Consider the following 15512-nt stretch of genomic DNA (forward strand, 5'->3'; position numbering starts at 1 on the left):
AATGAATTAGTTTTAGGATAAAGGAAGATCAACATTTCTATCTATATGCAAGTTGGACAGGAGAGATTTGAAAGAATGAATCAAGCAAAAAAGTATCATAGATTGAAATCTACGCTCGAAGTATTATGGGTATCTCTGAAGTTGGGTTTAACATCTTTTGGTGGTCCAGTGGCGCACCTGGGTTACTTTCATGACGAATATGTGCGAAGAAAAAAATGGTTAGATGAGCGTAGCTACGCAGATTTAGTTGCACTCTGTCAGTTCTTACCAGGTCCAGCGAGCAGTCAAGTCGGAATAGGGATTGGTACCATTCGCGCAGGTCTTCTAGGCGGATTTATTGCTTGGCTAGGGTTCACGCTGCCATCCGTGATTGCATTAGTTCTTTTTGCTTTAGTGTTGAAAGGATTCGATATGAGTCATGCTGGTTGGATTCACGGGTTAAAGATAGTTGCAGTAGCTATTGTGGCACAAGCAATTGTAGGAATGGGTCAAAAACTTACCCCGGATCGGAAACGAGTGACAATCGCAATCGTCAGTGCAACTATCACACTGATTTGGCCAACTGCAATAGCTCAGATCGTACTTATTGCTTCAGCGGCATTCATAGGCGTACTTATGTACCAAGAGAAGAGTGAAGCGGGACGCACAATGCTTCAAATTCCAGTTAGCCGCACAATAGGTGTGATTTGTCTAGTTTTGTTCTTTGCTATTTTAGTTGGACTTCCTGTTCTAAGAGGAATTACTAGTCAGCATTGGCTAGCGTTATTTGATAGTTTCTATAGGTCTGGTTCCTTAGTGTTTGGTGGAGGTCACGTGGTATTACCATTATTAGAACGAGAGATGGTACCGACAGGTTGGGTAAGTAAAGAAAATTTCTTATCGGGATACGGAGCCACCCAAGCGGTACCAGGGCCGCTGTTCACATTTGCTTCGTATTTGGGAGCGATTCATGGGGGAATCTTGGGAGCTGTGATTGCAACTTTCGCTATTTTTCTTCCTGCCTATTTATTAGTTATTGGTACACTTCCTTTTTGGAATGTTTTACGGAGCAGTCCCCAAATTCAAGGTGCTTTAACAGGTGTGAATGCGGCTGTCGTCGGTATTTTACTCGCTGCTTTCTACAACCCAATTTGGATATCAGCAATTTTACAGCCAGTCGATTTTGCTTTAGCAGCTATTTTATTTATTTTGCTCGTATTTTGGAAATTACCTCCATGGGTGATTGTGATCGTTGGTGCCATAGGAGGGACGCTGACGCAGCTTTAATCGCAGAAAAAGAAAAAAACTGCAAATATGCAGTTTTTTTCTAAATATCAGAATTTATAAGTTTTACTTACTAAATTATGATGAATTTCTAGATAAACGCTCCTGTCCTTCAAAGGACGGCGTAGCCGTTTATTTTGGTACCCAGCAAGAAATCAGAAAATCAGGTGAAACGGATGCCCTTTCGCAACGCTCATTTTGCTCAAACGTTCATCGCACTGACAGTCAGAAGACTCAAATCCACTTTGTTCCCCGTAGGATCACTGATCTGCACGGTCACTTGCTCGCCAGCACGCAAATCGAAGAAATTGTCGCTGAAGCGAATGTTACCCTGTGGCAGATCGAGCTTCACCATACGTGCATGAGCACCAGTGGCCGTTATATGCACGGCTTGCGTTTCTGAATCAACATTGACACTGAGCGAAGTCGTGGGGAACTGGAGATCTTTCTGATCACGTAAGTAATGAAGGTTGTCCAGCGCAGCCCAGTCTGTCGTATGAACGCGGACAACGACTTGCTCTGCAGGCACGCCATGTAATACTGCAGCCTCAGGCAAGCTTCCCAGCTGAATCGCAGCGTTCGCCCCCACTGCAGCATCGAACGTATGCGTGAACACGATTTCCCCAGAGAAGTTATAAACCGTTACGTGAACTTGCCCTTGTAATTCAGCCAACGTATCGTTGACAGCCCACACGTGCAAGTCCTGCCCAGGCTCATGATCGATGGAGAGCAGAAGCGGGTGATAGAACTTGGTCGCATAATAGTAGGAAGCTTTCGGTAACAATTCATAATCAATGAGCGACCAGCTTGTGCCTGGCCAGCTATCGTTCAATTGCCAGATGAGGGAGCCGCTCGTACGGTGCTTGTTTCGACGGTAATGCTCAATGCCATACTTCAAGCCTTCGGCTTGTGTCAGCATGGAGAAGTTCATATATTCCTCAATGTTGGTCGGAATACCGGTATATCCTTCCATAAGCAGGATACCTTTCTGGTGATTGGTATCTTTATTGCGATAAGCCATTTCAACACTGTTCCAGTAGAATTGGCCATTTGGAATGTTTTTCTCTAACGTGTACCGATTGGCAGAGGCGTGCATACCGAATTCGCTGCTGAAAAGGGTGAAGTCTTTTTTGTAGTTTTTGAACGTGACGCCTTGAATGCTATAGTCTAGCAAAGGCACATCGCCGACTTGACGCGGATATACGGAACCATGCCATACCTGCCAGTTATGGCGGTCGCCGACGTCAGGATCGTTGGCATCATTGCCCCCGAATGGGGAAGATGGCCAGTAAGCACGACTGTCATCCAGCTCCTCAAGCGCATCCGGAATCAGCTCGTGGTAAATGGTTTCGCCGTAGAACGGGCAATCAATGTCGCCGCCAGCCGTTTTCATATCAACCAGCCAGTCAATTTCGTTATTCCCACACCAGAGGGCAAGGGAAGTGTAATTGCGCAAGCGCTTGATGTTGTAGATCACTTCGCGCTTCACATTCTCCATGAAGTCACGGTTGAAATCAGGGAATAATGCATTCGCGAAAGCAAAATCCTGCCAAACGAGAACGCCTCGCTTGTCGCACTCCTCATAGAAGACATCCTTCTCATAGATGCCGCCGCCCCATACGCGAAGCATGTTCTGATTGGAAGTAACAGAAAGATCAATCAAATCTCGATAGCGTTGATCTGGAATGCTTCCGATGAAGTGATCCGCCGGAATCCAATTCGTACCTTTGGCAAATAGTTTGATCCCATTGAGTACAAATGCAAAGGCATTCTGACCATCCCCATCCTTGAGTTGCAGCTCAATCGTACGGATACCAAACGGCTTGCGATACGTATCCACTTGTTCACCGTCAGCATAGAGAACAACTTCCAGTTCGTACAAGTAAGGCTTGCCGAGGTCGTGTGTCCACCATAGCTGTGGATCAGTGACTTGTAATACGAATGATTCCGAGGAGTTAACACTCCCGCTCGCAGAAGCAACCACTTGACCAGCCGCATCCACTAATCGAATGTCACACGATTTCTGTACACCTTTGCGGAGCGTAGTCACGTCGACATCGACTTGAACTTCTGCACCAGCATCACGGATCGAGCGTGTTCTTGCAAAAACACTATCCAGCTTCGCGCGGCGGTATCGCTCGATGAAGACTTTACCCCAAATACCCACAGTGACCATGCGTGGACCCCAGTCCCAGCCGAAGTTCATCGCAGCTTTACGCAGCCAAGGGCGCTCTTTCGTATACGAAGACCATTGGAACAATTCTTTATCCTTATTATGTAGATGCAAAGGATCGAATTTAACAGCAATTGAATTCTTGCCATCTTGAATAACGCGTGTAACATCAAAGGTGTGTGCCATCAACATGTTGCTCGTTGTTCCGATTTCCTTCCCATTCACGTAGATCGTAGCAAATGTATCCAGACCTTCAAAGGTTAGTTCATGCTTCTCTTTCTCATCTGTTGCTTCCCCTAAGGAATAATGGAAAGAGTGGCGGTACCACCATTCTTTCTGTTCGATCCAGCGACTCTTGGCGTCATTGTGACCGAAATACGGATTCTCAATCAATTCTCGTTCAATGAGAGCGGAATGGACATCCCCAGGAACCTTCGCTGTGATCCAGAATCGATCGTCTAGCCATGCTGCCGCGACTTCAAGTGGTCGAACTTGTCCTACTTCGAACTGCTGCAATCGCCATAATCCTGATAATTCCATCGATGATTTCTCCTCTAACACCATGATTTTTTATAATTTTGAAGGTGAAGCAGCAGGATGAAGGACTGCTTCCTCCCGGAACTCACTTGGCGTTTTGCCAGTGAATTTCTTGAATACTTGGCTGAAATATTTGATATCTTCAAATCCGACAGAGCTTGCGACATCGGCTATTTTGGCAGGGGATACGGTTAGAATTTCCATGGCACGATTAATTTTTTGGCGTGTCACATAGTCACCGAACGTAATGCCGGCTTCCTTTTTAAACACTTCGCTTAAATGGTTCGGATGCAAATGCACATATTTAGCAACCTGCTGCAAGCCAACATCCCTCCCCAAATTCTCATGAATGTAGGCCATGGCTTTCTGTGTATGTGTGGCTTGTCCGCCACCTAAACGATGATGATACAGCTCCATAAGTGTCAATAAATATTGAAATAAGGCGTCCTTCAACACGATATCCCGTTTGACGACGAAGGCGATACTTTGGTTATCTAGTGCTCCTTGACGGCCCGTAGCAGTCAATACACGTTCAAGCCAACGATGTGCGGTTAGGGCAGCAGAACGGACCAAAGATTCAAGGGATTCGATCGTCATCTGCGGGTCGTTCAAGTCCGATTGCAAAAAACGTTGAACCCAGTTCTTTAATGCGACGGAGTCGTCTTCCAGCAGGATCGAAGAGAGCTCTAGCTCCTCTTCATGCGTACAGACAGTCTTGCCGCCTTTGCGCTTAACAATTTCCGTATAGACAAGAATAGATTCATCAAGGTGATGTTTATAGCTATAAGCATAGTCCGCGGTAACATACGATTTATATAAATCGGACTGTTGGAGAACGACCTCGCCGATGGATATACTGACTTTGCATTTGAGTAGCCGCTCGATCTTTTGTTTGGCAGACTCGGGATGATCGAAGAAATCGGATGCACTGGTTTTGGGAAGTGCCACGACGATGCGTTGCCTGTAAATTAATGTTTCACAATGCAAAATGTCGTGAAGCATATTGTCTACTGCGAAAAGAAGCAGTGAAATTTCCGAGGAGTTATCTCCCCATCCTTCGGCGGTAACAACGTAGGTTTGAAATTTGGGTTGCTCATGTTCCTTCGAGAGAAATAAGCGAGGAAGGTAGTCCGGCAGTATCTCTGCATCAACTGCGGCAGTTTCTCCTTCAATAATCCAGCGTTCAAACAAGCGATTGCGAACTTCTTTATTCTTATAGAGATCCTGATTGAGATGCTTCCATTTATCTTCAATGCGCTGTTTGACTTGGAGGACGGTCTTCATAATCTCTTCGGGCCGACTGGATTTCAAGAGATAGTCACTGACACCTTGCCGAATCGCTTGCTGTGTATACATGAAATCATCGTACCCAGATAGGATAATTGTCTCGATATCGGGTATGATTTCTTTCGCTTTAGTGGCCAGTTCTAAGCCATTCATATGCTTCATACGGATATCCGTTAATAAAATATTCGGGCGTTCCTCTGGCATGCGACGCAGTGCTTCTTCCCCTGAGGCGGCAGGCTTAAGCAGCTCAAGTCCGAGCTCTTTCCAATTAATCACTTTAGCCAAGCCTGTTCGGATGATGACCTCATCATCAACGATCAAGATTTTCATAGTTATCCTCCAAAACTGGGATCGCGAATGACACACAAGTACCCTCATTCAATCGGCTTTCGATCTTGATTCCCGAATCAAGCCCGTAATGTAATTGTAAGCGTTCATGCACATTGCGCAGCCCATAACTGGCATCATTGGCTTCCATGCCTTCAGTAGGGTATAAACTTTCAGTAACCTCTCGCAAACGGTCCTCTGTCATCCCAATACCATCATCCATCACCTTGACATGCATGGAGTTACCCTTAAGCTCGACATAAATGGAAATGATTCCTGGCACTTCTTTCATTTGAATGCCATGAATCATGGCGTTTTCAACCAAGGGTTGCAGCAATAATTTCAGCATAATTGAATCACTAAGACGGGCATCAACCACGTAGTCCACGGTAAATTCATCCGGGAATCGGATGGATTGAACCTGCACATAATTGCGAATATGGGCTAGCTCCTGTGAAACCTTGCAGTATTCTTTCCCTTTATTTAAGCTGAAACGCAAGAAATCACTTAAGGCGCCTACCATTTCTGCGATGCGATCCTCTTCTTGGAGTAGAGCAATCCAATGTATGGAAGACAGCGTGTTATAGAGGAAATGCGGATTGATTTGGGCTTGCAATGCGCGCATGTCCGCTTCTTTTTTGCGCGTCTCATTGTGTATGAGCTGCTTTTTCAAAGCTTCGATATGTGTGCTTAACAAATTGTAGCTGCCAGCTAGACGGCCAATTTCATCTGATGTGTACACCGGATAGAGGGGTAAAGGTTCATCAGGGTTGATTTTGGTTAACAAGCGGGTTAACGATCCGAGAGGCGTGGTTACCTTACGAATAACGAATATAGTGAGTAACACATTGGCAAGGACAGAAATCGCCACAGCAACGGCAGTTAGTTGCAAAATGTATCGATTCTGAGCACTGTATAGTTTCGATGGGATCATGCCAACAATCGTCCAGTTGATGGTCGGTTCTCGATAAAACAGAATGTTCTGTTGTGAGTTCCCGGTACCTAACGTCCATACGCCGGTAGAATGGTCACGGATGTGATTGGTTATGCCGGGGAACAAGCTATCGGCTTTCTCTGACAGCCAACGCTTCGAGGTGGATGAGATGATTTCATCTCGATCATTCAACAAGGCTACTTGGCCATAGCCATCGGCTAATTGTGGAACTGACCATATGCGAGACAGCGCTTGCTCATCCACACTGATCGATAGCCAACCAAGGGTTTGGTAGGTATTCATCGCTCTTAGGGGTCTTATAAAGGAGAACACTTCACGTTTCCCTAAATAGTTCTCAATATGGTATAAGCCTGTCCACATCTTGTCCGTAATCTGATTAATGGCAATCTCTTGATCCAAGCTCGAGTTGTAGATTGTAGAGGTAGACAGAGGCGTCGTGTTATTGCTGGGATAAATGGTGATATTTGAAATGTAATCTTTGGTGTAGACCAGATTCGTCATTAACCCAAGGATTTGTGATTGCGCATCCAAGTTCTCATCGGATCTCTTCAAATACGATTGAATATCCCGCTGTCCGATGAGGAAAATGGACATATTCTCAACATCCTTCAGAATGAACTGCAATTTGGCATCCATTTGAGCGAGTGAGTTCAAGCCTGCTTGCTGCGCTTTATCTTTGGTAATATCCGACGATGTTGTGAAAGCGAATGTACCCAGAAACAAGAGGGGGATTAATGTTGTGACAAGCATGATGAAGGATAGCTTACGCTGTAAGGAATAGCCGAACCACTCGCGCAACAGATGTCATCTCCTAACTCGTTGTCTGGATCGTTGAGGTTAATGAAGTCAATTAGCCTTTAACAGCTCCCGCGGTCATCCCTTTCATAACTTGCTCTTGGAAGGCCAAGTACACAGCAATTGTAGGAATAACAGCGATTGTCATAGCGGCTAAGGTTAAACCGTAATCCGTTTGGTAGCCATCAGCGAAATTCGCGATGCTAAGCGGTAATGTTTTTAAACTGCTTTTGCTAATAAAAACAAGGGCGAAAGAAAAGTCATTCCAGAAATGCAAGAAGCTGAGAATGACGACTGTTGATAGGGCTGGCAATGAGATTGGCAGCATAATACGCCAGAATACACCCCAAAGCCTCGTTCCGTCAATATAGGCAGCTTCTTCGATTTCTTTGGGCACGGAAGCCAAATAAGCGGTAAGAACAAAAATAGCCGTCGGTAAAGCGAAAGCGGTATAAGGTAAGATGAGTGCCCAGTACGTGTTCAGCAGTCCGATTTGTTTCATAAGAATAAACAAAGGTACCAACGTGCTATGGATAGGGATCAGCATCCCTATGACGAAAAATGCCAGAATAATGCCCTTGAAGCGAAATTTGATTCGAGCTAACACGTACGCTGCTAAGGAACTTAGAAATAGCGTAAGTGCGAGTGAAACGAGCGACACGATAACCGAGTTTAGAAAAGCCGTACCCATTTTAGATGCTTGCCATGCCGTAACGTAGTTCGAGAATTTCCATACTTGGGGCAGCCCGAACGGGTGGTTAAAGAATTCGCTATTCGTTTTGAATGAGGAAATAACAAGCCAAAATAAGGGATAAAGCGTGAGAATCGCATACAAAGTTAAGAAGGTCCATAGTGCGCCTTGTTTCCATAATTGAAACGAGAACTTGCGAGTTGTAGCAGTTGATTTTACTTGAATGGGAATTGAAGACATAGTCAGCTTCCTCCTTTCGTTATCCTTTGGATTTACGGCTTGTTGCCCATTGGCTGATCCCGATGAAGATCAGGGAGATCAAGACGATGGTTGTCGAAATGGCGCTGCCAAATCCATAGCGGTATGAAGAAAAAGTCGAATTATACATATACGTAGCAAGAAGCTCTGTGGCGTGAGCAGGGCCACCCTTGGTCATCACATACACGAGATCGAAGGATTTCAAGCTTCCAGAAATACATAGGATGATGGCAATTTGTACAGTGCTCCACATCATAGGCAGGGTAACGGAGAATAATTTGCGTGCTCCTTCAGCGCCATCGATTTGTGTAGCATCGTGAATTTCACCAGGAATATTTTGAAAAGCAGAGATGAAAATAATGAGATATAATCCGACAAAGCTCCAAATCAGAGGAGGAGCCAATGCGAAGATAGCAATCTTAGGATCGGATAACCATTGCAGCTTCCAAGATTCTAAACCTAGCTTCTCGAGGAGAAGGTTCAGGATACCAATCTGGGGGTGATAAATGTATTGCCAGATCATTCCGATGACGACCGAGGACATGACCATGGGTACGAAGACTGCAGAACGTATGAACCGTTGCAGCGCATTGCTTTTATGCAAGAGAATGGCAAGAATGAGAGCGACCGGCAGCTGGCCGAACACAGCAACAACAAGAAAAATAAGGTTATTCTTTAAGGATGTCCAAAAAATAGGATCATGAATAATTTCTACATAGTTTTTCAAACCGATAAATTTCGCAGTACCAATACCCTTCCAGTCGAAGAAGCTATAATAACCTGACCAGAGAACGGGAACAAACACAAATAAGGCGTAAACTAGAATCGCAGGAGCAAGGCTCATAAAAACAAACCTGCGGACGTAAGCAGCATTCATCAATCTCACTTCCTTCATGTATGAAATTAGCCAGCCCTGCCACAGATGTGGAGGGCTGGTTGTACGACAACGTTTTATTTACCTAGTGAAGCTGCTTGTGAGTCTTGAATTTTCTTAGCAATGGCTTCGGCGTTTCCACCCATGAGAAGCTCTTGTAGACCGTTATTGATAACTTCAACCGCAGCGGAGCTTAGTTTAGCATCATAAACCGGTGTGATTTTCGTTGTTTTCATAAGATCGTTAAGTTCAACGAATAATGGGTTTGCCTTTGAAGGGTCAAGTTCAATTTTGTAGCTAACTAGTGTGGAGCTGTTCAATGTTGCTTGTTGCCCTTCAGGACCAGATAGTGCGTAGAATAATTTTTGAGCTGCTTCTTTCTTAGCTCCAGCCAGTTTCATGCTAACCCCAAGTCCAGTTCCAACAACACCAGAAGTAGATTGAGGATCACCTTTGCCACCTGCGATGGAAGGCATTAAAGCGATATGCGTGTTAGCAAGCAAATCTTTCGGCGCATTCTGAACGACGTCAGCCATTGCCCATCCACCATCGATGAACATCGCAGCTTTACCTTGATAGAACAATTGTCTCATTTGGTTCTGATCAATACTGTTAAAGCCATCTTGGAATGCTTTGGCATTGCTTAGCTCTTGTAGCTTTTTCAAAGCTTGAATGAATTCAGGATCGGTGAACTTCACGCCATCTTGCTTAGCTGCTTTAAGGAACCACTCGGAACCTGTCATACGATCAGCAAGTCCGCTGAAAATCGTGGATTGAGCAGCCCAGTTCGCTTTGTTGCCAAGTGCGATTGGAATGATTTTGTTGTCATTGAACGTTTTGACAGCTGCCATAAGCTCGTCCCACGTCTTAGGAACAGCAACTTTATATTGATCAAGAAGCGCCTTGTTGTAGTAAATAAAGGAAGTTGGCGAAAGGTTCATAGGTACGGAATAGATTTTGTCACCTACTGTATATCCCTCTAAAGCGCCTGGAATGAAATTGTTCTTCCAATCTGGTTTGCTGTCCAAGAACTCATTGATCGGTTGAAGCAAGTTTCCGCTAACGAATTCCTTCGTCATCGCATCGGGCCACATAACGAATAGGTCAGGCATTTCATTGGCTGCCGCAACGGTTTTAAGACGTGTTTTCAAACCATCGGTTGGCAAACCTTCAATTTCCAAAGTGATGTCTTTATTTTGAGCTTGGAAATCGTCTAGAATTTTACGCATAGCCACAGCTTTCGCATCTTGACCAGACCAGTTGTGCCAAATGGTAAGCTTTACTTTCTCACCGGAAGTGCCGTTATCTGCTGGAGCGGCTTCGTCACCGTTGCCACATGCGGATACAAGAACGGTTGTTGCAAGTAAAGCAGTAGAGATAAGTGTTAGTTTTTTCATGTTCGACCTCCTGATTGATTGATTCTACTTTATTCTAAAGATTTTCACATGTTTCGTAAGGTGAACAGGATAAGGACCAGGGTAGAAAATGATCGGATATCGACGTGCTATTCTTCAGGATATCCATAAATAAGGTAGAATAAGGCAAGGTGGTCGTTATCGTTAAAATATCCCAATACCTTAAGTAACTCTCCTAATCTCCTTAAGTTTACCGCTTTCATTAAAAGCCAGTTTTTTCTATGATGGAGATACCAACTACGAGTCAGCATCCTACTTTGTAAAATGAGAGGGTGATCGGAACAATTATGTAATCGCTTACCGAAAGAATGTGGAGCAGGATAGATCGTTTCTAATCTAAGGGAGGTATACAATGCGTAGTTTGAAAAAAATGGTTTCGTCTGTCTCGATGATGGCAATCGTGCTTAGTTTATGGAGTCCTGGTGTTTCGAGTGCAGCTACTCCGATCGGTGATGCCAATTCATCGATTTTTGGTCCCAATGTGTATGTGTTTGACCCCGATATGCCTGCAGCTGATATTCAAAGTGCAGTGAATGCGGTGTTCACAAGACAGGAATCCAATGAATTTGGAACGGAAAGAGATGCCTTTCTTTTTAAACCAGGAACGTATAATGGCAATTACTTTATTGGGTTTAACACACAAGCTTCAGGCCTTGGGCTCAATCCAGATGATGTGTTGATCAATGGTGGACTGAATGTGAATGCGGATTGGGATAATGGGAATGCTACACGCAATTTCTGGCGGGGGATTGAGAATCTCAGTATTAATCCGACATTCAATTATACACCACCCGCTCCAGCTCATTTCTCAGCAGGGACGACGCAAATCGCGGTTTCACAAGCTGCACCACTCAGGCGTTTACATATTAAAGGGAAATTGAATTTGTTCGATTTCGATGCTGGATGGGGCGCTGGATGGGCAAGTGGCGGCTTCCTGGCAGACTCCATCGTAGATGGCCAAGTAACACCAGCTTCTCAGCAACAATGGTTCTCGCGGAATAGTCAATGGTCGAGTTGGTCCAATGGGGTCTGGAACATGGTGTTCGTCGGTGACAAGAATACGCCAACAGGGAACTTCCCAGATCCGCCTTATACAGTGGTCGAGAACACGCCAGTCATAAGAGAGAAGCCGTATCTCTATATCAACAACGCGAATGAATATCAAGTATTCGTTCCATCCCTTTCTCAGAATACGCAAGGGGCCAGCTGGGCAAATGGCGCAACACCAGGAAGTTCCATCAGCATCGATCAATTCTATATTGTACGCGCGGATGTTCCAGCAACAACGAGTGCGACGAATATCAATGCAGCATTGGCGAATGGCAAGAATTTGCTATTTACGCCAGGAATTTATCACATAGATGATACAATTCGTATCAATAACGCCAATACAGTTGTACTCGGCATTGGGATGCCAACACTTATTCCAACAACAGATAAACCAGCGATGACGATCGCTGACGTGGATGGCGTCAAACTGGCGGGGCTTCTGTATGAAGCCGGGCCAAATGCAACCTCATCGCTATTGGAAGTCGGTCCAACAGGAAGTTCATTGGATCACTCCGCTAATCCAACTTCGTTGCATGACTTATTCTTCCGTACGGGAGGAGCCGTCGTTGGTCAAAATAAAGCGCAAATGACCATTAACAGCGATGATATTATTGGTGATCACTTCTGGATGTGGCGCGCAGACCATGGGGCAGGAGCGGGATGGACAGAGAATGTCTCGACGAATGGCCTGATCGTGAATGGTGATGATGTCACCTTGTATGGCTTATTTAATGAGCATCACAATGAGTATCAAACGTTATGGAATGGGAACGGCGGACGTGTTTACTTCTACCAGTCAGAAATTCCATACGATGTGCCGAATCAAGCGGCATGGATGGACGGAAGCAAGAATGGCTATGCCTCGTATAAAGTAGCTGACACGGTCACGACACATGAAGCTTGGGGACTTGGTGTGTACTCTTATTTCCGAGATGCAGCTGTGAAGCTGGAAAATGCCATTGAAGTGCCGAATGTGGCAGGCGTCAAAATTCATCATGCGACGACGATTTGGCTCAATGGTACAGCAGGCAGTGAAATTACGCACATTATTAATGGCATCGGCGGGCGTGTGTATGGGACATCTGGCAGTGCACAAAGGCAGACGATTAACTTCTATGGAACAGATGCAGGGGATACGGAAGCCCCAAGTGTGCCTACGAATTTGGTTCTCAAAGAGACAGCCGCACATGATCGTGTCAAAATAGGATGGACGGCTTCCACAGATAATCTTAATGTCACAGGTTATGATGTATATCGGGATGGGACGCTTGTTGGTCATACAACGACAGCGGAGTTCCTCGATACGACGGTCAAACCACTGACAACGTATAGCTACACGGTGAAAGCTAAGGATGGTGGTGGTAACGTTTCCTTGTCGAGTGTGGCGTTAAGTGTGACAACGCCGAAGAGGGCTTTGGATCGCTCCGCATGGACAGCAACCTCGACATCAGCAGATCCAGCAGCACGCCTCATTGATGGCGATATGGGGACGCGTTGGAGCGCGGGCAAGCCAATGTCCCCTTCACCAGAGCAATCATTCACCATTGATATGAAAGTACTCACGAGTATCAACAGCATTGAGATGGATTCCACAGGCAGCAATAATGACTATGCGCGCGGATATGCACTATACGTTTCTAATGATGGCGTGACTTGGGGCAGTCCGATTGCCACGGGAGTGGGTACGAACCGGCTGATATCCATTGATTTTGCGCCACAGGTGGCTAGATTCTTTAAAATCGTGCAAACGGGAACGAATTCCAGCTGGTGGTCTGTTCATGAGGTGAGAGTGTACGGTTCTGTACCTGCATCAGCTTCTATTGAAGGACCTGCGACAGTCACAAGCGGGCAATCTTTTGACACAACGGTACATGTATCCGATGTCGTTTCCAGCGTGTATGCGCAAGATATTCAATTGTCATATGACACAGGAGTGCTTGAATTTGACTCAGTGGAATCTTTGAATCCTGCCACTACGATCATTGGTCAAAAGGTTGGAGGGGGACATATTCGCATTCTAACAGTGAATTTGGCTGGCGGTGATGTCAACGGACCGTTGCTGGCTCTGCACTGGAAAGCGTTAACCCCAAGTGACGATGTCTCGACAACGATTCTCCTAGACAGTCTTGCCCTTGCTGATTTGCAGACAGCAACGAACTTAGGCTCAGCTTCCGAAGTAGTTCTTGTGAAAGCGATTGTCGATCTGTCCATCTTGAACGCGAAGATTAGCACGGCACAATCCTTGCATGATGCCGCTACAGAAGGTTATAGCAGTGGGCAATACGCGCCAGGAGCGAAAGCTGCCTTGCAGGCTGCAATCGATACAGCAAGAAGTGTCGCTGCGGATCCAGCGGTTACGAAACCGCAAGTGACGCAAGCATTAGCGAATCTTCAACAAGCTTTAGATGTCTTTGACTCGCTGAGATACGTTGGCGATCCTGGAGATCTGAATAATGACGGCGTTCTCTCTGTCGTAGATTTGGCCAATGTAGCAGCGGCGTACGGCAAAACATCCGCAGATTCAGACTGGGCACAATTCAAAAAAGCTGATTTCAACAGAGATGGTAAAGTGGATCTGGTTGATTTGGCTGCTGTGGCACAACGCATTCTTCAAGAGTAAGGGTAACGATACAATACGATAGATGTTAGGATTAGTCGGATAAACATCGCCCGTTATGATACATTTCGTATAGTTTCATGGCGGGCGATTTTCAAATCATAGGGATAAGTCGTTCCTTATTATTGGTATGTGCTGATTGCTGAAGGAGGACATCGAACATGGTTTTGGGGAAATGGTCGAAAATAAGCATCATACTCGTATTCTTGATAAGTTGGATTGTTCCTACAACGGGTTGGGCCTCTGAGGCCTTGGAGTCAGGCACATTTACGATGAAGGTTTCATCACCAATACCGAATAAAGGTGACACGATTGAAGTCATCATAACGGGACATGAGATGAAAGATGTCTATGCTTTTGAAATTAATATGGCGTATGATCCTACAAGGTTAACCTTCATAGATGCGAAATCCGATGTACCTGGTTTCTCCGTTCCAGCGATTGTCAAACAGACACATATTCAGCTCGCACATACAAAGGTTGGTCAAGGTAAAGGCTTAGAAGGGGAGCAAACCCTATACAAGCTGCATTTTAAAGTGATTCAAAATGGTAAAATTGAACTCACGCTTAACAGTGTAAGGGTTCTCGATGCTAACCTGGTGAGTACGACCAAGCTGATGGATACACGTACAACCCTAAACATCCACGGTCCGTACACTTTCGATGATCTTGATGCATTCGATTGGGCTATAGATGCCATTGAAGCATTGGCGGTTAAAGGGATCGTGAACGGCACAGGAGAGCGACAGTTTAGTCCGGACTCAGCGGTGACTCGTGCGGATTATGTAGTGCTTTTGATGAGAGCATTAGGATTGAAAGGGACGGTTGGCGAGTCTTTTGAGGACATTGATGCTGGCGTTTACTATGCGGAGCCTGTAGCGATTGCAAGGGAATTGGGGCTCGTGCAAGGAGATGAAGGGAATCAGTTCCATCCCCAAGCTTCTATTACAAGAGAGGATATGATGGTGCTTACGGACCGAGCATTACGCGTATCCAAGCAACTTAAGATGGATGGTAATGAATCCGATCTTGCAGATTTCGAGGATGTCTCGTCGATTTCAGCATATGCGGTGAACAGCGTTGCAACTTTAGTTAAACTTGGACTCGTCCACGGCTACGCAAATGGGATCCATCCGAAAGAAACAACGAATCGCGCGCAAGCGGCTGTTTTAATTTATAATATATTGGCATACTTGAAGTAATGACTTCATGTTGAAAAGGACCTCGAGGCAGATGTCTCAGGTCCTTTTCCGTATTGATTCAGGCACTG

The 15512-nt window shown here is 45.4% G+C and carries 9 protein-coding genes; 3 read left to right on the forward strand and 6 right to left on the reverse strand.

Annotated elements, in window-relative coordinates; translation table 11 throughout:
- Positions 1 to 75: 75 nt before the first annotated feature.
- Complete coding sequence (locus A8708_RS12575; protein ID WP_068663835.1) at positions 76 to 1266, forward strand: chromate transporter; 1191 nt, start codon at positions 76 to 78, stop codon at positions 1264 to 1266.
- Between the two features lie 199 nt (positions 1267 to 1465).
- On the opposite strand, the gene A8708_RS12580 is transcribed toward A8708_RS12575, so the two are convergent.
- From A8708_RS12580 to A8708_RS12605, 6 genes are all read right to left on the reverse strand, one after another.
- Positions 1466 to 3976 carry a beta-mannosidase gene (locus A8708_RS12580; protein WP_068663837.1) on the reverse strand — a complete coding sequence of 837 codons (2511 nt, stop codon included), beginning with the start codon at positions 3974 to 3976 and terminating at the stop codon, positions 1466 to 1468.
- 30 nt (positions 3977 to 4006) lie between these two features.
- Positions 4007 to 5590 carry a response regulator gene (locus tag A8708_RS12585; RefSeq protein ID WP_068663839.1) on the reverse strand — a complete coding sequence of 528 codons (1584 nt, stop codon included), beginning with the start codon at positions 5588 to 5590 and terminating at the stop codon, positions 4007 to 4009.
- Entirely contained in the window at positions 5571 to 7340 is a 1770-nt protein-coding gene (locus A8708_RS12590) for a sensor histidine kinase (protein WP_068663843.1), read from the reverse strand. The genes A8708_RS12585 and A8708_RS12590 overlap by 20 nt, the downstream gene beginning before the upstream one ends.
- Before the next feature lie 52 nt (positions 7341 to 7392).
- The gene (locus tag A8708_RS12595) at positions 7393 to 8268 is read right to left on the reverse strand and encodes a carbohydrate ABC transporter permease (protein ID WP_068663845.1); all 876 of its coding nucleotides are present in this window, start codon (positions 8266 to 8268) and stop codon (positions 7393 to 7395) included.
- A gap of 19 nt (positions 8269 to 8287) precedes the next feature.
- Entirely contained in the window at positions 8288 to 9163 is an 876-nt protein-coding gene (locus A8708_RS12600) for a carbohydrate ABC transporter permease (protein WP_068663847.1), read from the reverse strand.
- 74 nt (positions 9164 to 9237) lie between these two features.
- Positions 9238 to 10557, reverse strand: a complete 1320-nt coding sequence (locus A8708_RS12605; RefSeq protein ID WP_068663849.1) for an extracellular solute-binding protein — start codon at positions 10555 to 10557, stop codon at positions 9238 to 9240.
- 370 nt (positions 10558 to 10927) lie between these two features.
- Here A8708_RS12605 and A8708_RS12610 point away from each other — a divergent pair, with 370 nt between their 5' ends.
- Entirely contained in the window at positions 10928 to 14245 is a 3318-nt protein-coding gene (locus A8708_RS12610) for a discoidin domain-containing protein (RefSeq protein WP_068663851.1), read from the forward strand.
- 158 nt (positions 14246 to 14403) lie between these two features.
- Positions 14404 to 15444, forward strand: a complete 1041-nt coding sequence (locus tag A8708_RS12615) for an S-layer homology domain-containing protein (RefSeq protein WP_068663853.1) — start codon at positions 14404 to 14406, stop codon at positions 15442 to 15444.
- Positions 15445 to 15512: the final 68 nt, after the last annotated feature.

It is taken from the genome of Paenibacillus oryzisoli, assembly GCF_001653565.1.
Lineage (GTDB): Bacteria > Bacillota > Bacilli > Paenibacillales > NBRC-103111 > Paenibacillus_E > Paenibacillus_E oryzisoli.

What these genes read in the sequence shown, in the direction of transcription:
- A8708_RS12575 (WP_068663835.1), top strand. Translation starts at nt 76, where the DNA reads ATGAATCAAGCAAAAAAGTATCATAGATTGAAATCTACGCTCGAAGTA.
- A8708_RS12580 (WP_068663837.1), bottom strand. Translation starts at nt 3,976, where the DNA reads ATGGAATTATCAGGATTATGGCGATTGCAGCAGTTCGAAGTAGGACAA.
- A8708_RS12585 (WP_068663839.1), bottom strand. Translation starts at nt 5,590, where the DNA reads ATGAAAATCTTGATCGTTGATGATGAGGTCATCATCCGAACAGGCTTG.
- A8708_RS12595 (WP_068663845.1), bottom strand. Translation starts at nt 8,268, where the DNA reads ATGTCTTCAATTCCCATTCAAGTAAAATCAACTGCTACAACTCGCAAG.
- A8708_RS12600 (WP_068663847.1), bottom strand. Translation starts at nt 9,163, where the DNA reads ATGAATGCTGCTTACGTCCGCAGGTTTGTTTTTATGAGCCTTGCTCCT.
- A8708_RS12605 (WP_068663849.1), bottom strand. Translation starts at nt 10,557, where the DNA reads ATGAAAAAACTAACACTTATCTCTACTGCTTTACTTGCAACAACCGTT.
- A8708_RS12610 (WP_068663851.1), top strand. Translation starts at nt 10,928, where the DNA reads ATGCGTAGTTTGAAAAAAATGGTTTCGTCTGTCTCGATGATGGCAATC.
- A8708_RS12615 (WP_068663853.1), top strand. Translation starts at nt 14,404, where the DNA reads ATGGTTTTGGGGAAATGGTCGAAAATAAGCATCATACTCGTATTCTTG.